Source organism: Chloroflexota bacterium (genome assembly GCA_034717495.1).
Classification (GTDB): Bacteria; Chloroflexota; Anaerolineae; order JAAEKA01; family JAAEKA01; genus JAYELL01.
Map to the genome: position 1 here is coordinate 163,322 of JAYELL010000038.1, position 23,021 is coordinate 186,342.

The window sequence follows — 23,021 nt, forward strand, 5'->3', positions numbered from 1 at the left end:
ATCCATTTAACCGCTGCTCCTTAAGCGGTGCCGAAGATGCCTATGAAACAGGGTCCCTTGGCGGTGCTGACAGCTATCTATCTTCGCTAATCGCCTCGCGGGAAAAGTCGCCAATCCAATTTACCCACGTGAGGTCGTGGCGTACAGCGTTGTACAACCGCTGATCTGTAGTCCAGAACTCACAGCCACGTAGTTGCGCCAGGGCAAGGTAGGCGGTATCGTAGGCCCGGGGGCGATTGTACTGTTTGGCAAGTTGCCAGGCCAGAGGAAAGATGGCGCGCCGGTGGGAGAGACGCACGTTGATCTTGAGGAACTGTTCAAAGGCCGTCTCGCCTTGTTCGGGCGTAATCTCCCGCAAGTGCACGAGACGCCGCAACGTCGAAGTTACTTCGAAAGCAAACAGCGCCGGCGCAATGAGGGTCTTCTCCTCTCGGCGCCAGCGTGCCAGCAATGCCTCGGCCTGATCGCTTAAGGGGAAGGGCAGAAGCGCCCAAATGATGATATCTGCATCAACGCAGACCAAGGAGTTCATCGTCCCTTTCTTCGCTCACCAGTGCCACAATATCTAGTTCGATCGGCTTTCCGCCTCTGCTGAGCAGGATCTCTTCTCGCAGCGCGCGCAGATCGCGCATGAGATGATTATCCTGTTTTCTCTGCACAACCGGTATCTCGATCTGTTCTATCTCCAGCATATCATCTTCAGCCAACTGCTGCATAATCGCTTCAAGGCAGTATTGGGTTACAGCGACGTCACGTCTAACCGCAGCCAGTACAATCCGCCGCTTGAGTCCTTCATCGGTATAGACTTGGATTCGTTTGTTGGCCATTGACTCACCTCCGCACCTATCATACCATTTTAACACCATGGTGTCAATATCGGTACACAATTTCCATGCCCTATGGCTTACCAGTTCTTTCCTTTTTACGCCTCTTTTCGCCCTCCTCGTAATTGCTTTCACTATCCATTTTTCAGTACGGAATGTGGGATGGAAGGTCCAACCACGCACAATTACGTGTCTGTCCAGGCGGTGCTATAATCCTCCCATCACGTTGGCAACGATTGCTTTCTTTGTCTATGCGGCTGTGAGCCAGTATCACCGGGGAGAACGACGAGAGGCGTTGCTCATTGGGCTGGCAACAGGATCCGACAACAATAAGGAGTATGAAACCCGATGACTGAAACAGGAAAGACCAGGCCCGATTATGTGATCGAACTGGAAGAAGCCTATGGTGCTCCGAGCCAGGAAGGCTTTGGCAGCGCTGTGTTCTTTGAACGGTTGAAGGAAAACGACGAACTGGCGGAGGCTGCGCTGAAAGAATATCAGTTTTTCGTCGGCGACCTCTGGCAGCGCTATGGAGAGGATGCCTGGATGGGGCCCTGGAAAGAGGTCTATTCGCGGCAACCTGACACCATCCACGATATCCTGGCTGAACTGCGCGGCATGGCGGACCCGGACGCGGCGATGGCGGTGGAGATGATCCTGGAAAACGTGGATAATCCCGAGCAGGCGCGCCTGGCGCTGGTGGACGCCTTTGATGACCCGGCCGTGACCGAGCTGAAAGCCTTCAATCTGGGCGACGGGGAAGCGATGGCGGGCATCCTCGTCGCCGGACGGCGCCCGGCACAGGGTGAGGGAACCTTTCTGGTGTTTCTGATGGACTAACGCGCCATCTTCCGAATCCTCTGAATTCGAATAGGTACCTTCATTTCAGGGAACATTTCCAGGTCATTGTGGAGATGTGCGGCGGCATCGGTGTCCCGACTATTCGGCCAGTATGGTATCGATAGCCGCCAACTCTTCAGCCTCGAAGTGAAGATTGTCGAGGGCCGCTACTGCTTCCTCTACGTGACCGACCCGGCTGGCACCGATAAGCGCCGATGTCATGGTCTCGTGTCGCAGCACCCAGGCGATGGCCATCTGGGCCATGGATTGGCCTCGCTCGCGTGCCAGGTCATTGAGCCTGTCCACTTTGGCGATGCGAACCTGGCTGATGCTGTCACCCCAGTGCAGGTCCCCGGCCCACTTGCCCGCTCGGGAATCGGACGGAATACCCTTCAGGTATTTGTCGGTCAGGATGCCCTGGCACAAGGGCGAGAAGCCGATACAACCGATTCCCTCCTCCTGCAACACATCCAGAAGACCGTTTTCGATCCAGCGGTCAAACATGTTGTAACGGGGTTGATGGATTAAACAGGGCGTGCCCAGGTCGCGCAATATGGCGGCAGCCTGGCGAGTCTGATCTGGATCGTAGGTGGAGATACCCGCATACAGGGCCCGACCGCTGCGCACGATGAAATCCAACGCGCTCATGGTCTCTTCCAGAGGGGTATCGGGATCGGGACGATGGCTGTAGAAGATGTCCACGTAGTCCAGCCCCATCCGTTTCAGGCTTTGATCCAGGCTGGCAACCAGGTATTTGCGCGAGCCCCATTCGCCATAGGGCCCCGGCCACATGTAGTACCCAGCCTTGGAGGAGATGACCAACTCATCGCGATACCGCCTCAGATCTTCGGCCAGAATCCGGCCGAAATTCTCCTCAGCCGAACCAGGCGGCGGACCATAGTTGTTGGCCAGGTCAAAGTGGGTGATCCCCAGGTCGAACGCTCGATGGATCGTCTGACGGCCTGTCTCAAGCGGGTCAACACCGCCAAAATTGTACCAGAGGCCCAGGGTGATGGCTGGTAGCTTGAGCCCGCTGCGGCCGGAGCGGCGGTATTGCATATTGTCATAACGTGACGGATTGGGTAGGTAAGCCATGATGTCCCTCTTGTTCTCGCGCTCTTGCGCGGCTTGCGATATTCTAAACGTGATCGGCAGTTAGTCCAGTAATGGTAGCTCTTCAGGCAACACCAGTACTTGAATACTGCGTGCCTGACCAGGTACACGTGTTATCAGACCCTTATCGTCTAATTTAAGGATCATTTGGTGAACAGTTGGGGGAGTCACACGAAAGTAGTGCTGAATATCAGCTTCTGCTGGGGAGCGTCCATTTATTTTTGTGTAGTAGTAGATAAAGGCCAGGTATTGGCCTTGCTTCGGCGTGAATTTCATCATAAGCTAGACCTTCGTTGGTATCTAAGCTAATCCAACTATGTCGCCCAACGAGTACATCAGCAGCCGGGCGTTGTCATTCTTGACATGTCTTTGCGTGAAACGAATTGCAAAAAGTCGCGCTGCTTACCTTCCGTATGTAGTACGGTCGGCAGCACTCGTGGATTATGCTGCCGGGCATGCCAAACCAGTCCGTAGATATTCGGGAAAACGGACAATCATGCTCTCATTATACCACATACCACATCAGTGCCTAGCGAATTGTCAATTGTCAGTGGTCAATCCCACCAGCGCCATCAGCTTAAGCGCGTTGGTGGAGGTAGCGATGCCTGGCCGTAGCGTGTAATCGAAGGTCATGGTTGGCCCATCGGCGCCGTCGATGAACGACTCGGTAAAGTGCACAGGTACGCTGGCAACCGTCAGCTCCGGAGAATCGGCCAGGGTCAAATCATGGGTGGAAACCACACCGATAGCGCCCGTTGCCAGTAGATGGTTGATCACTTGTCGGGCAGCCACCCGGCGCTCGCTGGTGTTGGTGCCTTGCAGTATCTCGTCCAGAAGGTAGAGTAACGGGCGCCCTTGCCGTTCTTCCTGGCGGTCGGCCATATCGACGATGGCCTTGAGACGGCGCAGTTCGGCCATGAAATAGGAGACACCCTGCTCCAGCGAGTCCTGCACCCTCATGCTGGTGGCGATGGCAAGTGGCGGTAGACGCAGCTGGCTGGCGCTGACGGGCCCGCCCATCTGCGCCAGGACCATGTTGACGCCAATGGCTCTCAGCAAGGTGCTCTTGCCAGACATATTGGAGCCGGTGACCAGTAAAAAGCTGCCAGGCGGACCCACGACTACGTCATTGGGCACGGCCTCAGCCGGGGGTAACAACGGGTGGGCCAGGGCTTTTACCGTCAGACGAGCAGCACCATGTTCGACGATTTCAGGGAATACCCAATCAGGGTGGTCGTGGCGCAGGGTTGCCAGGGCGATCAAGGCCTCGACCTCACCCAGAACCGCCAACCAGCTGCTCACCTGATGGCCCGCACTGCGCTGCCAACGCTCCAGCAACCAGAGCAGGTGAAAACTCCAGAGGGTAAAAATCTCGACGATAAAAAAGAACATCCAGCGACGTATGTCGGCCAGGGGCATCAACCTGCCCAGGCGCCGCATCTGGTCGGCCGCGCTGAGATCGCCCGCGGCGAGCTGTTGTTGCAGATCGCGTAGTGCTGGTGATTTGAACGGCTGATCGCTGATGAGTTCGAACATCCCGGCATACGCCCGAAAGACGTTCTGGCGAGCCGCCACCCGTTCCACATCGCTCTTTGCGCGCACACCCAGCGTGAAGGTTAGCAGCATGTTCACCAGCAACACGGCCAGCAGCGCCGGCACGGTGGGGACTCCCAAGAGCAGGGCGATGCCAAGGCCGATCACAAGCAGCGTCAACAGGCGGACCATCCAGATCAACCAGGGCCGCTGGTCCAGCCAGTTCGAGCCACCGGCCCAGTCCATAAACTGCTCGTAGTCTCCCTGGCTTGGACCCAGTAGTCTGCCATGCAGGCCTACCTCATCGCGGAATTCGATCAAAGGGGCCAGTTCTGTTACAGCGGCCTGGCGCTGCCTGACCGTTTCAGGCCCGGCAGGGGTCAGTATCCACTGGCGCAGGGTTGCTTTTCCCACCGGGGTATTGGGCGTGGCAAGCAGGTGTTCCAGGGACGCGTAGCCCAGCAGGTCCAGATCGTCGGCGGTGCCAGAATCGAGTAGTGCTGGCTGCTGCGCGGTTGGGAAAGGCCCCGGGCGTCGCATCTTGTTCCATGTGCGCTGAAGCCGGAATATACCCTGTTCGTTGATGTCAGCCAGGATGCGGTAGCGCGAAACAAGACGATTGACCCGGGCATGAAACGAGAAGGAGACCACAAACCCGACGGCGAGCGCGCCGGTTGCCAGGTAAAGGCCAGGGTTGCCACGCCATATCGCCAGTCCCAGGCAGATCATGGTGGCGATCGCCAGGATCAAGTTTAAATTGCCGTTGCGCCGGCTGCGTTGTTCGTAGAGCGAACGTTGCTGGTCGAACTTGTCGCAGCGCTGCTGGTAAACCTGTTCAGGTGGAAATATCATACCGGCAGTATACCATTACTTCGGCAATAGGGCAGGGCTATATCGGGAATGGCAGTGTCCTCTCCACGGACATGGGCATCTGGGTTGGAAGTCGGAGCAGATATTCCTTGCTGTTTGCTTGCGTTGCACGTGTTTTCGTGCTACACTGATTTTGTGGAGGTATTAATGGATACGCAGAACATAACCTTATCGCTTCCCAAAGCGATCCTGATGAAGGTAAAAGTCATCGCGGTACAACAACAAATATCTGTATCCGGTCTATTGACCAGGGAGTTGCAACGATTGGTTCGGCAAGAGGAAGCCTATGGGCATGCCCATAGGCGTCACATGCAATTGCTTGACCGCGCCAGTGATTTAGGCACCAATGGCGAGATCAAAACGAGTCGGGATGAACTACATGAGCGACGCTGACCGATACCAGTTGGTTGACACGAACATTCTCATTTTTGCTCACGATAGTTCGGCCGGGGAAAAAAACAGACGGGCAAACGCCCTTCTTCGCCGGTTGTGGCAGGAACGCAACGGATGTCTGAGTGTTCAAGTGCTTCAGGAGTTCTACGTAAACGTCACGCAGAAGGTTGCTCAACCATTGAATCCCGCGTTGGCTGCCCAGATCATTGCCGATCTTTCAGTCTGGCGAGTACACCAGCCTGGTGTGGAGGATGTACTCGATGCCATTCAGATTCAGAGCCGATACCAACTCTCCTTTTGGGACGCGATGATTGTTAACAGTGCCCTCCAGCTCGGTTGCCAAACCATCTGGACTGAGGATATGAACACCGGACAGAGCTACGATGGCGTCATTGCGGAAAACCCGTTTTAGCGGCTGGTCAACCCCGATATGCGATTCGCCCGCGACCTGACCGAACTGATCGGCAACACCCCCTTGTTGCGCCTGGCCCGGCTGGCGCCGGACTCCCTTATCTACGGCAAGTGCGAACACCTCAACCCCCTTAGCCTGAAGGATCGACCCGTTCTTCAGATCATCCAGGATGCGGAGGAAAAGGGCTTGCTGAGGCCAGGGGACACTTTGATCGAGGCCACCAGCGGCAATACCGGCATGGCTGTCGCAGCTATCGCGGCTGTCAGGGGTTATCGTTCGCTGCTGGTCATGTCGGAGATTCAGAGCCTCGAGCGGCGGCAGGTGTTGCAGGCCCTGGGCGCCGAACTGGTTCTAACGCCAGCGTCGGATGGCACCAAGGGCGCGCGGGAGAGGTTGAAAAAAATCCTGGCGCAACATCCTGAATACTTCTACGTCGGCCAACATGTCAATCCTTCCAATCCCAGGGCTCACTATCTGACCACCGGGCCGGAAATCTGGCGAGACTCCGCCGGCCAGGTGGCGGTTTTGGTCGCGGCCCTGGGTACAGGAGGCACGATCTGTGGCGCGGGCCGTTATCTGAAGGAAGAAAACCCCGCCGTGCAACTGATTGCCGTCGAGCCGCAGGAGGCCCCATTTATCTCGCAGGGCAAGTTTCAGCCCCACCGGATGATGGGCACCGCTCCTGGTTTTGTGCCCGATACCCTGGACCGCGGGATCATCGACGAGATCTTTCTGGTGAGCGAGGCGCAGGCCTTTGAGACCTGTCGCCGGATCGCCCGTCGCGAGGGGCTGCTGGTCGGTATTTCGTCCGGCGCAGCTGCATTTGCGGCGACCCAGGTGGCTATCCGGCCGGAATATCAGGGCAAGGTAATCGTCTGTGTTTTGGCCGATACCGGCCAGCGCTATCTGAGCGTGGAAGGGCTTTTTGTGCCCCAAAGGACTTGATGGAATCATGACGGAACACCTGCTGCCAACACTTCAGGATGTGCTAAAAGCCCGGACTCACGTCTATCGCTATCTCAAGCCCACGCCCCTGACCCACTACGCAGGCCTGAGCCAGCTTGTCGGCGCCCAGGTCTGGGTCAAACATGAGAACCACCAGCCGGTCGGTGCCTTCAAAGTGCGCGGCGGGCTGAACCTGGTTGCCAACCTCAGCTCGGAAGAGCGCAAAGGGGGCCTCTTCACTGCGTCGACAGGCAATCACGGCCAGAGTATCGCCTTTGCTGCCCGGGCCAACGGGGTACAGGCAACCATAGCCATGCCGGAGCAGTCCAATCCTGGCAAGGTGGCTGCCATGCAGGGGCTGGGGGCCACGGTAGTCTTTCACGGCAAGGACTTCGACACGGCCCGCGAGTGGATCGCCAGGGTGGCGGAGGAGCGGGGCGGTCGTTTCCTTGGCCCCACCGATGAGCCACTGATCCACGGCGTTGGCACCTATGCCCTGGAGATTCTCGAAGACCTGCCCGATGCAGATGCGATCATCGTGCCGGTAGGAGCGGGTAGCGGCGTGTCTGCCACCAGCATCGTTGCCAGGAGTATCAATGCAGCTATCCAGGTCATTGGCGCCCAATCGGCCCAGGCGCCTGCCATGCAGTTGAGCTGGGCGGCTGCTGAACCTGTCACGGCGCCCACTACGACCTTTGCCGAAGGGGTGGCGACCCGGGTGCCCTTCGAGAACACGCGGCGTATCATGCGCGCCTTCCTGGATGATTTTGTGCTGGTGGAGGACCGCGATATCGAAGACGCCATTGTCCTGCTCCTGGAGCACACCCATAATCTGGCCGAAGGAGCGGGTGCGATTCCGCTGGCCGCTGCATTGAACCTGAAGGATCGACTGGCTGGCAAAAAGGTCGTCCTGGTACAGAGTGGTGGCAACCTGTCCATCGAGAATCTTCGACGGATCCTGGACGCCAGAAAGTGAAGCGAGTGGAGACTGCATCGGAATCGAGCAACAGGTCGTTCGACGAATTAATTGCTGAGGCGCTGGAGGCCGACTTCTCCGGCTGGGACTTTTCCTGGTTGGATGGTCGCTGGATCGACGGTCCTCTGCCCTGGAATTTCCGGGAACGGATCGAACGCTATCTGCCAGATGTCAATTCGTTGTACGACATGGGAACGGGCGGCGGGGAGTTCCTGGCATCGCTGGCCCCCCTGCCTCCCGACACCTGGGCCTCGGAGAACTGGTCGCGCAATCTGCCCATCGCCAGGGCCAGGCTGGAACCCCTGGGTGTGACGATGGTCAGTTTTGACTCCATTGACCAGTTGCCCTTTCCAGATGACGCCTTCGACCTGGTCATCAACCGCCACGAGGGCTATGCTCCGGCAGAGGTCTTGCGGATTCTCAAACCGGGTGGTCGCTTCATCACCCAGCAGGTGGGTGGGCGCAACGAATTCAGGCTCAACGAACTGCTGCAGGAGGATCCCTATTTCAAGTATGAGGACTGGGTGCTGGCCAACGCGGTAGCCGACCTGGAGGAGGGGAGTTTCCAGGTCACCAAGAAGCAGGAGGCCTTTCCGGAAGCCCGGGTGACCGATATCGGGGCCGTAGTCTACTACCTGCGGGCCATTCCCTGGCAGATCGAGGATTTCTCCGTGGAACGCTACCGGGAGCGGCTTCTCGCGGTGCATAACATGATCCAGGAAGAGGGATATTTGTCGGTTCACAGCCACCGTTTCTATGTGGAGGCGGTCAAGCCGGTCTGAGAACTCGTGCGCCCGTGCCGGAACTTGTCAGGAGTTCATTGGCAGGCGATCGGGTGTGAGGAGTGACAGGCTATTTGGCCACGTCACTCCCGCTGTCATCCCCGCGAAGGCGGGGAACCAGAGCGTGAATTCCTGGGCACTCGCTCGAACTCACGCCAGGACGACCAATTTTGGCACGCGATGTCGATGGACTCCCGCGTGCGCGGGAGTGACGCAAGCGCGAGTTTCTCGCATGGGCGCATCCCGCGACCACCGTGGGATGGATCACTTGCTCCCTCATCGCTCGCTACCTCACGGATCGGCTGCTGCCGTAGCGTCGCAATGATAATCTGCAAAATCCAGCCTAACAGAGCACTGGTACAGCTGGGTGGAAATCCGTGAGCAGTAATTGTAGTGCGATTTGGAAAATCGTTCTACGGAACCACCAAAGAATTTCTGCCGCGCAGTACCAGAGCGACCTCGAGGAGAATCTTTTGAAGATCATTATCTTTTCAGACCTGCATGCCAATTGGCAAGCCCTGTCAGCCCTGCAGCAAGCCGAGAGTCGGCCTGACGCTATCCTCTTTACCGGGGATATCGTCAACTTCGGCCCTGAGCCGCAACGATGTCTGGATTGGGTCCGGTCAAACGCAACTGCCATCGTGCGGGGAAACCATGACCATGGTGTGGCGTTCGGCGGAGAGCTGGGTGTCAATCCTGGACTCCTTACCGAATACCAGGCGATGCGCGACTATACCCAGTCGATCCTGCCGCCAACGGAGCGGGCCTGGTTGGGCGATTTGCCCCTCAGCCAGACCGTTGCGCTGGACGGGAAACGATTCCACCTGGTGCATGCCATGCCCAGCGATCCGCTGGCGAAGCGATTGTCCCTGGTCACGGCGCGCGAGGAGGTTCTGGAGGCGGAACTGGATGGCCTGGATGTGGATGTGCTGCTTGTCGGCCATACCCATTTGCCGGGTATTCGCAAGGTCGGCGATACCTTCATCGTCAATCCAGGCAGCCTCGGTCAGCCGCGCAACGGCACGCCCGATGCTACCTATGCCGTCTGGCGCGATGGCGAGCTGCAGATCCATCACCTGCATTACGACTATCCAACGACCATGCGCAAGCTGATGATGCTGCCAGTGGATCCTGATATCATCGACCGTTTGCAGGGTATTCTGGAGACGGGTACGGCCTAGTACAGGGGTTCGATCAATCGTCATGCTGAGCGGGTCTGACACGAGACCTGAACAGGAGACGAACAGTGGTTGGCAATCCGATGTCGGTTCGAGCGGGCATCACCAGCCGAAGCATCTCGCGGTGCTGTCTGGGTCTTCACTGCACCGGAATGAGAGGTTTGTTCGGTGGATGAGGTTGCTCACTGGAAATCGCCCCCTGAAAAGAAATCGACAGTGGCTTGACCTCCGGCGATCTTCAGGTCCCGCAGCAGATATTCCAACTCGACACTGGTGTGCTTGGTGGCTGCGGCCACGGCAAAATCGAATAAAGGGCCCTGCCCCGGGCCGTCGAGATTCATGATTTCGTGGGAGTCGGCCGGGATCAGATGGCGTCGTATCAGGGAACCAAAGAGGGGAATCCGCACGCCGATAAAGTGCCAGGGACTGCCAGTGCCGGAGATGAGACCGGGCACGTTCAGGGGATCAGCACATATCTCAATGTCCTCGGGGGAGCAGTTTTCCCAGCCACCGTGTTGGTCTGTCCAAAGCATGACCCAATTGGAGTGCGCGTAAAAATCCTGCCTGCCATGCAGCAAGCGTCCGAAGGCCTGCAGGGCCGCTCTCCGGTCCTTGAGTCGCACCACGGCATCCGCTGCTTCCTGGCGTTGCAGGTCGATATACCGTTGGCCTGCCTCGAAGGCGCTATCGTCGAAGTGAATCTCCGGATGGCCGATCAGATTGGATAACCGATCCTGGTTCTGGTTGGCCTGGACTATCGTCTCCAGATCCTGGGGGCTGAAGCGATCTGCCAGACCATCAGCAGTCATCTTCCGGTGGGCTTCGCTGTTCATGTTCAGACTGTCTGATCGCCCGGTCTTCCAAGGCCAAGCAGGGACCACGCCCTGGACTGGAGCTTCCACAAGGTCAGCAGAATAAGGGTTAAAACGCCGGCCATCAGCGGCGCACGAAGCGTCTGGCGCCGGCCGCGGGGACGAGTTGCCTGGCGCAAAAAGCGGGCTTTGGCCAGCAGGACGTGCCAATCAGGGATTTCATGGGCTTCGGGCAGGCTATAAGATTCCCGCCAGCCAGTCAGATATCTGGATTCTTCCTCCTGCCAACGAGAATCGCTCCAGTTCAGTTCCTCCTGGCAAATGGCCCGAATGCCGGGCAGATGATCGCGTCCGCCGTTGGGCAGCAACAGACCCAAACGGACGCGCCGCAACAGGAGATCGTCGAGGTGAATGACGGACTCGATTCTGGCTGCCCAGCGCAGTTCTGCCCAGAGGATATCGGTGCCCGAGATTCGCTGTAATTCCTCGGGGTTGGCAGTCTCCACCAACTCATAGGCCCGGAGGCCGTAGTGGCCCAGCAGGCGCCTCCGGGCGCGTTCATCCAGGGAGTGTCCAGGCCACAGGTCCACATCGACCGAATCCAGGACCGGCCGGTCACGATCGGGCTCCGATGTCTGCGGCAAACGATCCCGCACCGCCTTGAGCGCATCCAGGGCAATCAAACGAAAGGTGGTGAGCTTGCCCCCGGTGACGGTCAGCATACCCCTCTCGTCCCACACCACATGGTCACGGGATTCCCTGGAAGGATCGGCCTGGCCGGTGGCGACTACTGGGCGCACGCCGGAGAAGGTGGAGATGACATCCTTCAGGCCTATGTTGAGCGACGGAAACTGTCCCTCTACGGCGGCCATCAGGTAGGCGACCTCATTGGGACTGATGCGAGGTTCGTCATCCATTGACTGATCGTGGTCCAGATCGGTGGTGCCCACCAGCGTGATTCCCTCCCACGGGAAGATAAACACCGGGCGCCGGTCAATGGGGTGCAGAAAGCTGATGGCCTGGGCTACTGGAAGACGCCAGGTCGGAAAAATCAGATGACTGCCCCGCAGTGCGCGGATCTTCGGCTCCTGGCCGATCTCCCTGCGCAGCCTGTCGGCCCAGGCGCCTGTGGCGTTGATGACAATCGTTGCTGTGACCATGGCAGTTCGGCCACCACTGTCGAGAGGCAATTCATCCGATCCATCGCCGGCAAGGTCCCGAACAATCACACCGGTGACCTGTCCATCATCATCCTGGAGCAGCGACTCGACTCGTGCGTAGTTGATCGCCCTGCCGCCATCGGCCATCGCTTCCTGTATCACACGAAGTACCAGCCGGGCGTCGTCGGTCTGAGCATCGCCATATTGGAGCCCTCCCTGGAGTTTATCCTGGGTGATGTGAGGCGCCAGCATCTGCATCTCCTGGGGCTCGTAACGTCTGTGGCTCCACTGGAGGGCCAGCAGATCGTAGATTGAAAGCCCGGCGCGAAAGGTCCATGATCCCGGATTGTCGCCCTCGTAGGAGGTCAACAGGAAGCCCAGCGGATCGATCAATCCCGGGCCCTCACTGAGAAGCCGCTGGCGCTCGCGCACCGATGCTCGAGTGAGCCTGATTTTGCCCTGCTTCAGATAGCGAAGCCCACCGTGCACCAATTTGGATGATCGGCTTGATGTGCCCCAGGCGAAGTCTCGCTGTTCCAATAAGAGCGCTTTCAGGCCCAGCCGGCTGGCCTCGCGCAGAATACCGGCGCCGGTGATCCCGCCTCCCACGATGATGATGTCCCATGCCTGATCCAGCCGGGACCAGGTAGTGTCCCGATTTTCCTGAGTACCCATGCCCTTCTCCTCAGCCGGCTTCGCTTGCCCGGTGGCCTTCTGCTGGCAACAATGTGCCAGGATTCAAAATACCGGCGGGATCGAATTGATGATAGAGCTCGCGTATGGTTCTCATGCCCAGTGCACCCTTCTCAGCTGCCAGGTAGGGAGCGTGATCTTTTCCCACACCGTGCTGGTGGCTGATGGTGCCACCTCGTACGACGATAGCCTCGCTCGCGGCGGCCTTGAGACAACGCCAACGCTCCAGATTTTCATCAGGATCGGGCGACAACCTGAACAGGTAGGTCACGTAGATGCTGGATCCAGTGGGGTAAAGGTGGGACAGGTGGGTGAAGACATGCACGCGCTCGCCTGTTTCCTCCAGGGCCGCGTGCAAAGCGTTTTCGATGCCAGTCACCATGTCAGGGACAGCGGTCCAGGCGGTGGCGGTTTCCAGGGTGTCCACAGCATAACCTCGCTGCCACAGTGTATTGCGTAAGTAAGGAGTGCGGAACCTGCCCTTGTGCCACTGGTCCCCGAAACGGCGCCCGATGTGCACGCCACCGAACCGCCCCGAAATGGCTACGGCCTGCTGGCGGGAAATCTTGACGACATTGCTGTTGCCGGTGAAACCCATCAGCAGCATGCATTTCTCTTTTCCAATCCGTCGCACCGAGAGAAGGCGCTCGAGCGCCGCAATCAATCGTTCATGTCCGGCCAGCGCCAACATCGTTTCTGTTTCAACGGGTGTACTGAGTCTCAGCATGGAAAGGGGAAGACGGGCCTGGATGACCGCCCGGGCTGCTGCCACTGCCCGTTCCCAATCGGGCAAAAAGATCGCGTGAAACTCCTCTCGCTCAGCCAGTGGCGTCGTTCGAACCGTTGCCTCGGTGAGGATGCCCATGCGACCTTCCGAACCCAAAAACAGCTCGCGAAGATCGGGGCCGGCAGCTGATGCGGGAAACGGTGGCAGGGTCATTGTTCCAGCCGGGCTTTCCACCACGCCCCCGGCAAAGAGTGCCTCGATGCGGCCGTAGCCCAGCGACTGTTGTCCACTTGAGCGAGTTGCAATCCAGCCGCCCAGCGTGGAGTATTCAAAGGATTGTGGAAAATGGCCCAGCGTGACTCCCTGTGCCCGCAGCAGTGCCTCAAGATCAGGTCCGGCGACACCGGCTCCAAAGGTGGCAAGCTGGCTGGTGCTGTCATACTGGAGCAATCGATTCAGGCGGCTCAAATCGATCGTGAGGGTGGGCTGGTCCATCTGCGGGTTGATATGCCCGACAACTGACGTGCCACCGCCGTAGGGGATGATCCTGGCACCAACTTGCCCTGCAAAATCCATCAACTCCCGGACATCCTGGTTGGAAAGCGGATAAGCAACCCCATCAGGAAAGGTGGCGATTCGGCCACTGCGCAGGGCAATCCAGTCTGGCAGGCTCTGGCCGCGTGCATGGCGCAACCGGTCTTCTGCATCCAGGGAGACCAGTGCATGATAGGGAAGTCGGCCTGGCGGCACGGCACTGAGGACACTTGCCAGAGAAGCATCGGCCGGTCGCGTGCCCGGCCCGACAAACTCCTCCAGGAAACCGGCCGCCCGCGCTGGCAATGGGTAGATTATCGAGTTATCACCCCAGCCGTTCCACCGCTGCATGGTACTACCTCAAGTTGTTCAGGCGTCGCCTGTTGCCAGAGCAGAATAGTCTGTTGCATGACCTGCCGGGAGATCTCTTCAGCGGAATCGGCATCCTGGTTTATGGCTATCGCCTGAAACGATTCGTAGAACGATCGTGATATGGCTCGCGCCTCGGGCAAGGCAAAGTACTGGCATGCCATCTGCTCGTAGAAGCCGGCGAAACCGTTTAGAATCAGCGTGTAAATGGGATTGCCGGACTCGATTGTCAGGAGATGGTGGAGTTCCCAATCGAAGCGCGCGAAGGCGACAGGGTTGTCGTCCAGCTGGATGCCTTCGCTGAGTTTTCTGGTTATCGTGCCGGGCGCTCGGGAGACAGCCGCTCGCGAGTAGGCTGGCGCCAGATGTAGCCGTACCTTCAATAAGTTGGGTACGAAATCGGGTGGCAGCTCTCTACCGTATCTCACCATGGCGCCGAGCACATTGAGACCACCTTCGCGCCAGAAGTCATTGACAGTGGTAGGTTTGCCTTGTTGAATGGTGAGCCAGCCATCCCGGGCCAGCCGCTGCAATGCCTCACGAAGGGTGGGGCGAGTGACTCCCAGGCTCGCAGCCAGGTCGCGTTCGCCAGGAAGTGCCGTGCCGGGCGCATAGGTGTCGTCGAGAATTGCGTTTACCAGCGCCTGTTCGGCGTACTGTGCCGGGCGTTGGGGAGGTTTCCAGGATCTCAAAGCGTGCCTCGCAAAACTTGATTAACTGGTAAGTGGTCTGACCAGTTGTTATCAATATAGCATGGGGACAACGGAATGTCAAGGGAGTGGTGGCATTCTCAGGCCGCAGACTGAGCGGATGCCTCTTGGCCTTCAGTGGTCGAGTAGGTGATCTGGCTGTTGCGTATGGTGGAGCTGGACAGTGCGAAGAGCGCCGTTCCAAAGTACAACATGCCACCGATCAGGTAGACCCAGCGAACGTTAGTTTGATCGGCCATCCACGCGAAGCTCAAACCTGCCAGCATGAAAGCCAGGTTGGAAAACATATTTCGAGTTGCGTAAACCCTGCCCATCACCATCGGGTCGACCTGAGATTGCAGCAGGGAATCTTGTGAAACATCCCGGATGGCAGAGGTCGGGCCGAAAAAGAAACAGAGGAACAGGGTGAAGGTCAGCGAGGGGCTGAGTGCGTAGCCGATCGTTAAGCCACTGAAGAGAAAGGCATTGCCAATGATGGCCCAGCCAGGCCGCCGGGAGAGTCGAGTCGACATGGCTGCCGCCAGGAGCGCGCCTACAAACATGCCTCCGAAATAGATGGAACTCTGGAATCCCCAAAACTCCGGACCGGCATTCAGCGCTTCGGTGGTGAATACCAGCATCAAGGCAGATGACCAGATTGCGTGGGGAAAGTGCTCCAGAATCTCCATCGTGACCAACGGCCGGGCAAGCTTGTGATTCCGCAGGTAGCTGAGACCATCGGCAACGGCGCGGTGCATCGGCAGTCGCTGGGTCTGCTTCTGTTTTTCCCTCTCACGCTCGGGAACAGCAATGAAGGCGACAGCCAGGGCGGCCAGCAGGAAACTGACAAAATCGACCGCTATCATGGTTTGAAATTCGATGGCGAGAACCATCACACCGCCAAGCGCATAGCCCAGTGCATAAGTGGCCTGGTTGGTGCTCATTACCAAACCATTGGCCCGCACCAGGTCATCTTTCGAAACAAGCGAGGGCAAGATCGCCAGGCGCGCCGGCTCAAAGAAGGTGCTGGCAATCGAGAGCCCCGCCACGATCAGATAGATGATCCAGATGTTCAGGTCACCCCGGGTGGAGGTGATCAAGAGGATGCCCACCAGCGCTGCGCGCACCATATCCATGGTAATCATTACCTGTTTGCGCGGGTAACGATCGACCAACACGCCGGCGACGGGCCCCAGGAAGAAGGCCGGCAGAGCCGCTGCCACCATGACCCCAACCGTCTGCAGGGCAGAGCCGGTCCGCGCGAAGATGGTGACCATGATGGCGACGCTCCAGAAGATGTCGCCCAGCTTTGAGATGATCTGGGACAACCACAGAAGAGCGAAATTGCGGTTGTGAAGCAGCAGGTCGGTCATGGGAACTATCGGGAAATGGGGCTTATTGGCCGACCAGGTAGGCCACGGTTACGCCATCCCCGCCCTCGCCCGATTCGCCTTCGCGGAAGCGAGTCACCAGGGGATGTTTGCTCAGTTCCCTGCGCACAGCGGTTCGCAGCACGCCGGTGCCCTTGCCGTGGATGACCCGCACCCAGGGTTTCATGGCCAGGTAGGCGTCGTCCAGGTATTTCTCCAGCCGGGGCAGCATCTCTGCTACACTGGCACCACGGATATCCAGCTCTATGCCGACGGAGGGTGATGGGCCGCTGCTGCCCACACTGCTGCCGGGAAGCATTTGTGGCATAGAAATGCCCGCCGCGGCGGCCTTGCTGACGTCTCGTCGTTCAAGGCGATCCAGGGGTAAGCGCAGACGGAACGAGCCGATCTGCAACTCCGCTTCGTTTTCATCCTCCGCCAGAGTCACGATCTGTCCGCTGGCCTGCAGGCTGGGAATCCAGACGGTGTCGCCGACTGAAAGAGGCAATTCCGAGATTGCAGTCGGTATGGCCTCTTCGACCTCTTCAGGCACTTGCTCTGCCGCCCTTTGTCGTTCTGCCAGGACCCGCTTTGCCTCTTCAAGCAACTGTTGATGGGTGCTGGCACTGCCTCCCGCCGATGCACCGGTCAACTGACGCCGCAAATTTCCGATCTCGCCAGATAGTTCAGCCAATTCCTCTTGCGCCTGCTCGCGGGCTTCGTTCAGGACCTGCCTGCGCGCCTCCTCGATCTGGCTCAAGCGGTAGCGTAGTTCCTTTTCCTGGGATTCGGTCTGGCGTCGTACGGCTTCCGCTTGGGCACGTTCAGCCTCCAGGGACAGACGCGTTTCCTTGATTTCCTGTAACAGGCTATCGGCTTCCAGCGATTCGGGACGGACCAGGGTTTCGGCGGCGCTGGTGATCGCACGGTCAAGCCCGAGCCGGGTTGCGATGGCCAGCGCATTGGAACGACCTGGCAGGCCTATGCTCAGTTCAAAGGTCGGTGCCAGGCTTTTCAGGTCGAATTCAACGTTGGCATTGCGGACGCCTGGCGTGCTGTGGGCGTAGACCTTGAGTTCGGAATAATGGGTAGTGGCAAGAGTCGTAATCCGTTGCTGCACCAGGTGATCCAGCAGGGCTCGCGCCAGCGCTGACCCTTCCTCCGGATCGGTGCCGGCACCCAATTCGTCCAACAATACCAGACTCTGCTCATCGGCTTTCGCCAGGATGGCGATGATATTGGTCATGTGACTGGAGAAGGTCGACAGGCTCTGCTCGATGCTTTGCTCGTCGCCAATATCTGCAAAGATGGTGTGGAAACAGGAAATGCTTGATCCTTCGTCGGCCGGGATGTGAAGGCCTGATTGGGCCATCAAAGCCAGGAGGCCAACCGTCTTGAGCGTAACGGTCTTGCCGCCCGTATTGGGCCCCGTGATGAGCAGGACAAAAAAGTCGTCGTCGATATAGACGTCGATCGGTACGACTGTCTCCGGATCCAGCAACGGGTGCCGCGCTCGTTTGAGGTCGATGACGGAACCAGGGTGTCTGGCCGGCGAAGATGTCTGGTCCGTCGGGTTCTTGGCGGTCTGTCGCAGCTTGTCCGAGAAGGGCACCAGTTCTGGCAAGGTGGCGTTCAGGTCGTTGGAATAGCGGGCTCTGGCAAAAATCAGATCGAGCAAGGCCAGGGCTTCAACCGTCTGTCGGATATAGGGTGACTCCTCGGCCACCAGATCGGTAAGCTCGGCCAGCAGGCGACGAACCTCATCCTGTTCGTCCAACTGCAGCTTGCGCCACTCGTTGTTCAGCTCGACCACAGCAAATGGTTCGATGAACAGGGTAGCGCCGCTGGATGACTGGTCATGGATGAGGCCGCGGATCCGACCCTTGAACTCTGCCTTCACCGGAACGACGTAGCGTCCCTGCCGTTGCGTTACGATCGCTTCCTGCAGGTACTTGACGGTATCGGAAGAGCTAACCATGCGGTTCAGGCGTTCCGTCAGGCGTCCCTGCACCACCTTGATCTGACTCCGCAAACGAGCCAACGTCGGGCTGGCACTGTCCAGCAGGTCACCCCGCTCGTCGACTACCTGCCCAATCTGTTTGATTACGTGAGGCACCGGTTCCATGCGGAAACTGATGTCTGCCAGGTTGGGAAAACGCTGTTCCTGGCGCGTCAGGATGTCCTGCAACGACCGGGCTCGCATGAGCGTACTGCGGATTTCCAGCAGATCAGGAGGCAGCAACAGACTGCCACGCTCTGCCTGGGGCAGAAGAGGTCGCACGTCGAATACGCCGCCCAAGTGTACCCTGGTGTTTTCATCGAGCAGACGGCGAGCCTCGGAAGTTTCCGCGAGCCACTGCCGGGCGAGACGAAGGTCATTGCTAGGCTCGCTTTCCAGAGCCAGCTTGTGACCAGCGGAAAAACTGGTGTGTTCGGCGACCTTTTTCAGTATTTTCGGGTATTCCAGAACCTGACGCGTCTTCTTGTTCATACGGTGGGAAGTATAACACAGGCCCCTGGTTAGCCGAAAATGGGTTCTTCCGCACTTTCCGTGATTGAGGCTACGGGCAGGGTGGAAATGAATGAGAAGAAATCTCACGGCGGTGCGCAGCAACACGCACTGGAATGTGGAGTTTGAGCGGCTGGAGCGGCGCATCGGCCGCAGGAAGGCCATCGTTGCTGTGTACGTATTCCTGCAACCTCCCAGATCCTACCACAGATCGCCGGCGGTGACCATGATCTGGATCATACAGGGGATCCCTGGCGCTGTTGCTGAATTGTCCCTGGCGGCAATGGCCATACCGTCTCGGCTGCATCCTCATCCGGTTCCGCTCCCCAGTCGCCAGCTTGATGGCGGACCAACAACTCTTGTGAACGGCGCAAATTGGGACCAGCTTGCCTGGCCGGTCCCTTGGCGGTACAATGCACAGATCCTTGGTCGTTTGATCCCACAGCAACCTGTGTAACCCATGTCCTGAAGTCAACGAGGTATTTCTCCATGGCCCACGTCGCCGACCAGCACGCCTATCGCCGGATTGTTCTCAAACTGGGTACCAGCGTGCTTACCGCCGGCTCGCCCCGGTTGAATCGACCGCGCCTGGTGGAACTGGCCCGCCAATGCGCCCGACTACACGAGTCGAGTGTGGAAATCATCATCGTCAGTTCCGGTGCCATTGGAGTTGGGCGGGAGAGCCTCGGTTTCCGAAAATTGCAGCAGGCGGTTCCTGTCAAGCAGATGTTGGCAGCCGTTGGCCAGAGTCGACTGATGCACCACTACGAGCAGCTTTTTTCCATCTACGACATCGTTGTGGGGCAGGTTCTGCTGACCCGGGCGGACCTGGACAATCGCAGCCGTTATCTCAACGCCCGTGACACGTTTCAGGCGCTTCTCCAGGAAGGGATCGTGCCTATCACCAATGAAAATGACGCAGTGGCGACGGAGGAGATCAAACTGGGTGACAACGACACGCTGTCGGCGCTGGTTGCCAACCTGGTAGAGGCGGACCTGTTGTTGATCCTGACCGATCAGCCCGGGCTGTTAACAGCGGATCCCCGGATCGATCCTGGCGCCCAGTTGATTCACGAGGTGATGACCGTTGACGATGATCTGCGGGCGCGGGCCGGTGGCACCGGCACCGATCTGGGTGTGGGCGGCATGTCCACCAAGCTGGCGGCGGCGGAGCTGGCCCGACGCGGCGGAGTCGATGTTGTGGTGGCATCAGGAAATGTCGAAGATGTGGTGCTGCGGGTGTGCAAGGGGGAACGAATCGGTACCCGATTTCCCGCGCTGGCCGGTAAGTTGGAGAGCCGAAAGCGCTGGCTGTTGGGAGGCCTGATCCCCAGTGGGCGTATCTTTGTCGACGCCGGGGCGGTCGCTGCATTGCTTGATCACGACCGAAGTCTCCTGCCGGTTGGAGTGATTTCCGTCGAAGGTCAGTTCAGCCGCGGCGACACTGTCAGAATCTGCCATGCCGATGGTTCAGAAATTGCTCGTGGCCTGTCTCGCTACGGCGCCCATTCGCTGGACCGCATCAAGGGCCGTAAATCGGAGGAAATCGAAGCGATTCTGGGCTATGAGTATGGTGCCGAGGTTGTCCACCGGGACGATCTGGTGGTGTTATAGTCATGCTAATATGTCAATATATCACCATGTCAAGATCCAATGCGCGCCAAAACAATATTGACATAATGACATCCTGGCATGGTGATATCCCCCCCTATTTTTGACGCGATCGACCGATCGGCTATAATGGCCTGAAGGTTTGATAACCATGGCTTTTTCACTGGAGTAGCTTATGACTGAATCTCAACTCCTGTCCCTGGGACAGCGAGCCAAAGACGCCAGCCGGGTTCTTGGCAGCGTCTCCACCGATCACAAGAACGCGGCTCTTCTGGCAGTTGCCGATGGCCTTGACGGGAACCAGAAACAGATCCTGGCGGCTAATGCCCAGGACATCGCCGATGGCCGCCAGGCCGGCTTGACTGATGCTCTGATAGATCGCCTGACATTGACGCAAGAACGATTGGCGGGCATGGCCGCCGACACCCGCTCGGTGGCTGCTCTTCCCGATCCGGTAGGCCAGGAGTTTGCCGGCAGGGTATTACCCAATGGCTTGCGGGTTGCCAAACGGCGAACGCCCCTGGGCGTCCTCGGTGTCATCTACGAGGCCCGACCCAATGTGACAATCGATATCACGGCACTGAGTCTCAAGACCGGCAACGCAGCCATCCTTCGCGGCGGCAAGGAGACCTTGCGCAGCAACCTGGCACTGATCGAGGTGATCCACGGCGCTCTGGAGAAAGCGGGCTTGCCCAAAGACTCGATCCAATACATCGATAACACTGACCGGGCCCTGGTAACCGAGTTGTTACGCATGGACCAGTACGTGGATATGATCATCCCCCGCGGTGGCAACGCCCTGCACAAACTGTGCAGGGAACGAGCTACCATTCCTGTAATGACCGGTGGGATCGGCATTTGTCATCTGTTTGTGGATGATACTGCCGATCTTTCCGTGGCGGCAGAGATCATTCACAATGCAAAAACCCAACGGCCGACGGTTTGCAACGCCCTGGATACCGTTCTGGTCCATCGCTCCCTCATCGATGATTTCCTATTACCGATGGCTGAGCGGCTGGCGAGCAGTGGTGTAGAACTGCTCGCAGATCCCACCGCCAAGCTGGTGCTTGATCGGGCAACGAGCAGTCAGGCATGGTCGGTCGTTGCTGCGGGACCCGAGGACTTCGATCAGGAGTGGTTGAGTCTGGTCCTTGGGATCAAGGTGGTGAATGGCATCGACGACGCCATCGATCATATTCAGCAGCACAGCACCGGGCATTCCGATGGTATCCTGACCAACAGCTATGATCACGCCATGCGTTTTGTCAACGAGGTCGATTCCGCGGCAGTTTATGTTAACGCCAGCACACGGTTTACCGATGGTGCTCAGTTTGGGCTTGGCGCGGAGGTTGCCATCAGCACACAGAAACTGCATGCCCGGGGTCCAATGGGTCTGGAAGAATTGACTACTTACAAATGGGTCATTTTCGGCGACGGTCACGTGCGCCCCTGAGCGGGGTTATCATGGCCCTGTTTGAACCGGTGATCTGATGACTTCAACCTGGAAAGATGGATTGCTCACGGCAGGGGCGGCTGTTGGTATGGCCGGACTTGGTACCCTGGCCTACTCCCGCTGGATTGAAAGACTGCGTATCGAAGTGAAACGGATGCGGGTCGTGGTCGACTCGCCCGCGGTACCATCTCAAGGGCTGCGTATTTTGCATCTATCCGACCTGCACTTCACCGATCATGGTCTGATCGAACGTTTGAAGATCAGGCGTACGCAAGAACTCCTGGCAGACGAAACGTATGACCTGCTGCTGATCACCGGCGACCTGATCCACGATGACGAGGGTTTGCCGGCGACGTTGAGTTTTATCGACGGCCTGCCGGAGCCACGGCTGGGTGCTTTCGCCTGCCTTGGCAATCATGATTATGCCGGATACAGTTGGTTTGGGCCTGCTCACGTGGCGTGGCGGGAGGCTGAACCGGGCCAGGAGCTTCAAGCCGCTATCGAGCGCACCGTCGAAATGTGCGTTAGGATCGTGAAGAATGACCGTCTCTATCTCGGCCACGTTCGCAATGATGTTCCCCTGTTGAAGCAGAAACTCGAGATGCACGGTGTGCATGTATTGGACAATGACAGCCTGACCATTCAAAGCGATGGCGTTGAACTCTGGTTGGCAGGCCTGGACGATCTCATGGAAGGGCAACCGGATGTGGAGCAGATCACGAAAGCGATGCCGGGAAATGGCACCCTTCGCATCCTTCTGGCTCACAACCCGGACTATATGCTGGACCCGGCCCTGCAGGCTTTTGATCTCGCCTTTAGCGGACATGTACACGGCGGCCAGGTACGGTTGCCGTTCATCGGGTCACCGCACACCCAGGGAACACATCTGTCGCGACGCCTCTCTTCCGGCTGGTTTCGTTATGGCAAAACCAAGACCTACATCAGCCGCGGCCTTGGCGAGGGTGTGCGACTGCGCTTCAACTGCCGTCCCGAAGTAGCCTTGATAGAAGTGGTGCCAGCCAGGTAGATTGTCATTGAGCTGAGGCTGACCAGTCCACGGAGGTGCTGCGATGGTCAATCGTCCATTGCTATCAGCAATTGACCATTCCAGTTCACGCGGTCAGGGTAGGATCGCCGACATCGGGTGGCGGCAGTGACGAATCCCCCCGTTGCCAGCGGGAGCAGAGGCGCTCTGACGGCGCGGGCCGGTCAAAATGAGAAGAGTGGG

Annotated in this window: 21 protein-coding genes; 10 read left to right on the forward strand and 11 right to left on the reverse strand. The window is 58.4% G+C overall.

Going from position 1 to position 23,021, the window contains the following annotated elements:
* Nucleotides 1-73 precede the first annotated feature (73 nt).
* Both U9R25_07730 and U9R25_07735 read right to left on the reverse strand, forming a co-directional pair.
* Entirely contained in the window at nucleotides 74-532 is a 459-nt protein-coding gene (locus tag U9R25_07730) for a type II toxin-antitoxin system VapC family toxin (GenBank protein MEA3335786.1), read from the reverse strand.
* Nucleotides 510-827 carry a hypothetical protein gene (locus U9R25_07735; GenBank protein MEA3335787.1) on the reverse strand — a complete coding sequence of 106 codons (318 nt, stop codon included), beginning with the start codon at nucleotides 825-827 and terminating at the stop codon, nucleotides 510-512. Before U9R25_07735 ends, U9R25_07730 begins: the two co-directional genes overlap by 23 nt.
* A 345-nt stretch (nucleotides 828-1,172) precedes the next feature.
* Between U9R25_07735 and U9R25_07740 the strand changes: the two genes are divergently transcribed.
* The gene (locus U9R25_07740) at nucleotides 1,173-1,664 is read left to right on the forward strand and encodes a hypothetical protein (GenBank protein ID MEA3335788.1); all 492 of its coding nucleotides are present in this window, start codon (nucleotides 1,173-1,175) and stop codon (nucleotides 1,662-1,664) included.
* 99 nt (nucleotides 1,665-1,763) lie between these two features.
* Here U9R25_07740 and mgrA read toward each other — a convergent pair whose 3' ends face one another.
* The 3 genes from mgrA to U9R25_07755 all read right to left on the reverse strand — a co-directional run bounded on the left by mgrA (nucleotide 1,764) and on the right by U9R25_07755 (nucleotide 5,162).
* Nucleotides 1,764-2,759: an L-glyceraldehyde 3-phosphate reductase gene (mgrA, locus tag U9R25_07745; GenBank protein MEA3335789.1), complete on the reverse strand. Its 996-nt coding sequence runs from the start codon at nucleotides 2,757-2,759 to the stop codon at nucleotides 1,764-1,766.
* A gap of 60 nt (nucleotides 2,760-2,819) precedes the next feature.
* Entirely contained in the window at nucleotides 2,820-3,056 is a 237-nt protein-coding gene (locus U9R25_07750) for a MarR family transcriptional regulator (protein MEA3335790.1), read from the reverse strand.
* A 261-nt stretch (nucleotides 3,057-3,317) separates the two neighbouring features.
* Nucleotides 3,318-5,162, reverse strand: coding sequence for a MutS family DNA mismatch repair protein (locus U9R25_07755; protein MEA3335791.1), 1,845 nt, complete (start codon nucleotides 5,160-5,162; stop codon nucleotides 3,318-3,320).
* A gap of 165 nt (nucleotides 5,163-5,327) precedes the next feature.
* Here U9R25_07755 and U9R25_07760 point away from each other — a divergent pair, with 165 nt between their 5' ends.
* The 6 genes from U9R25_07760 to U9R25_07785 all read left to right on the forward strand — a co-directional run bounded on the left by U9R25_07760 (nucleotide 5,328) and on the right by U9R25_07785 (nucleotide 9,869).
* Complete coding sequence (locus U9R25_07760) at nucleotides 5,328-5,573, forward strand: CopG family transcriptional regulator (GenBank protein ID MEA3335792.1); 246 nt, start codon at nucleotides 5,328-5,330, stop codon at nucleotides 5,571-5,573.
* Nucleotides 5,560-5,985 carry a PIN domain-containing protein gene (locus tag U9R25_07765; GenBank protein MEA3335793.1) on the forward strand — a complete coding sequence of 142 codons (426 nt, stop codon included), beginning with the start codon at nucleotides 5,560-5,562 and terminating at the stop codon, nucleotides 5,983-5,985. The genes U9R25_07760 and U9R25_07765 overlap by 14 nt, the downstream gene beginning before the upstream one ends.
* Before the next feature lie 18 nt (nucleotides 5,986-6,003).
* Nucleotides 6,004-6,930, forward strand: a complete 927-nt coding sequence (gene cysK / locus U9R25_07770) for a cysteine synthase A (GenBank protein MEA3335794.1) — start codon at nucleotides 6,004-6,006, stop codon at nucleotides 6,928-6,930.
* A 7-nt stretch (nucleotides 6,931-6,937) separates the two neighbouring features.
* Nucleotides 6,938-7,906 carry a threonine/serine dehydratase gene (locus U9R25_07775; protein MEA3335795.1) on the forward strand — a complete coding sequence of 323 codons (969 nt, stop codon included), beginning with the start codon at nucleotides 6,938-6,940 and terminating at the stop codon, nucleotides 7,904-7,906.
* Complete coding sequence (locus tag U9R25_07780) at nucleotides 7,903-8,688, forward strand: class I SAM-dependent methyltransferase (GenBank protein MEA3335796.1); 786 nt, start codon at nucleotides 7,903-7,905, stop codon at nucleotides 8,686-8,688. The genes U9R25_07775 and U9R25_07780 overlap by 4 nt, the downstream gene beginning before the upstream one ends.
* A 473-nt stretch (nucleotides 8,689-9,161) precedes the next feature.
* Nucleotides 9,162-9,869 carry a metallophosphoesterase family protein gene (locus U9R25_07785; GenBank protein MEA3335797.1) on the forward strand — a complete coding sequence of 236 codons (708 nt, stop codon included), beginning with the start codon at nucleotides 9,162-9,164 and terminating at the stop codon, nucleotides 9,867-9,869.
* A 179-nt stretch (nucleotides 9,870-10,048) separates the two neighbouring features.
* Here U9R25_07785 and U9R25_07790 read toward each other — a convergent pair whose 3' ends face one another.
* The 6 genes from U9R25_07790 to U9R25_07815 form a co-directional block, all read right to left on the reverse strand.
* Nucleotides 10,049-10,699: a hypothetical protein gene (locus U9R25_07790; protein ID MEA3335798.1), complete on the reverse strand. Its 651-nt coding sequence runs from the start codon at nucleotides 10,697-10,699 to the stop codon at nucleotides 10,049-10,051.
* Between the two features lie 2 nt (nucleotides 10,700-10,701).
* Nucleotides 10,702-12,513 carry a glycerol-3-phosphate dehydrogenase/oxidase gene (locus tag U9R25_07795; protein ID MEA3335799.1) on the reverse strand — a complete coding sequence of 604 codons (1,812 nt, stop codon included), beginning with the start codon at nucleotides 12,511-12,513 and terminating at the stop codon, nucleotides 10,702-10,704.
* 10 nt (nucleotides 12,514-12,523) lie between these two features.
* On the reverse strand, nucleotides 12,524-14,143 hold the full coding sequence (locus U9R25_07800; protein MEA3335800.1) for an FAD-binding oxidoreductase: 1,620 nt from the start codon (nucleotides 14,141-14,143) through the stop codon (nucleotides 12,524-12,526).
* Nucleotides 14,107-14,853: a fatty acid metabolism transcriptional regulator FadR gene (fadR, locus tag U9R25_07805; GenBank protein MEA3335801.1), complete on the reverse strand. Its 747-nt coding sequence runs from the start codon at nucleotides 14,851-14,853 to the stop codon at nucleotides 14,107-14,109. Before fadR ends, U9R25_07800 begins: the two co-directional genes overlap by 37 nt.
* Before the next feature lie 98 nt (nucleotides 14,854-14,951).
* Complete coding sequence (locus U9R25_07810) at nucleotides 14,952-16,223, reverse strand: MFS transporter (protein ID MEA3335802.1); 1,272 nt, start codon at nucleotides 16,221-16,223, stop codon at nucleotides 14,952-14,954.
* A 22-nt stretch (nucleotides 16,224-16,245) separates the two neighbouring features.
* On the reverse strand, nucleotides 16,246-18,711 hold the full coding sequence (locus tag U9R25_07815; GenBank protein MEA3335803.1) for an endonuclease MutS2: 2,466 nt from the start codon (nucleotides 18,709-18,711) through the stop codon (nucleotides 16,246-16,248).
* Between the two features lie 507 nt (nucleotides 18,712-19,218).
* On the opposite strand from U9R25_07815, the gene proB reads away from it, so the two are divergent.
* The 3 genes from proB (at nucleotide 19,219) to U9R25_07830 (ending at nucleotide 22,820) form a co-directional block, all read left to right on the forward strand.
* A complete protein-coding gene (proB, locus tag U9R25_07820; GenBank protein ID MEA3335804.1) occupies nucleotides 19,219-20,343 on the forward strand; it encodes a glutamate 5-kinase in 1,125 nt (374 codons plus the stop codon).
* Between the two features lie 172 nt (nucleotides 20,344-20,515).
* Nucleotides 20,516-21,793 carry a glutamate-5-semialdehyde dehydrogenase gene (locus U9R25_07825; GenBank protein ID MEA3335805.1) on the forward strand — a complete coding sequence of 426 codons (1,278 nt, stop codon included), beginning with the start codon at nucleotides 20,516-20,518 and terminating at the stop codon, nucleotides 21,791-21,793.
* 37 nt (nucleotides 21,794-21,830) lie between these two features.
* Nucleotides 21,831-22,820, forward strand: coding sequence for a metallophosphoesterase (locus U9R25_07830; GenBank protein MEA3335806.1), 990 nt, complete (start codon nucleotides 21,831-21,833; stop codon nucleotides 22,818-22,820).
* Nucleotides 22,821-23,021 lie beyond the last annotated feature (201 nt).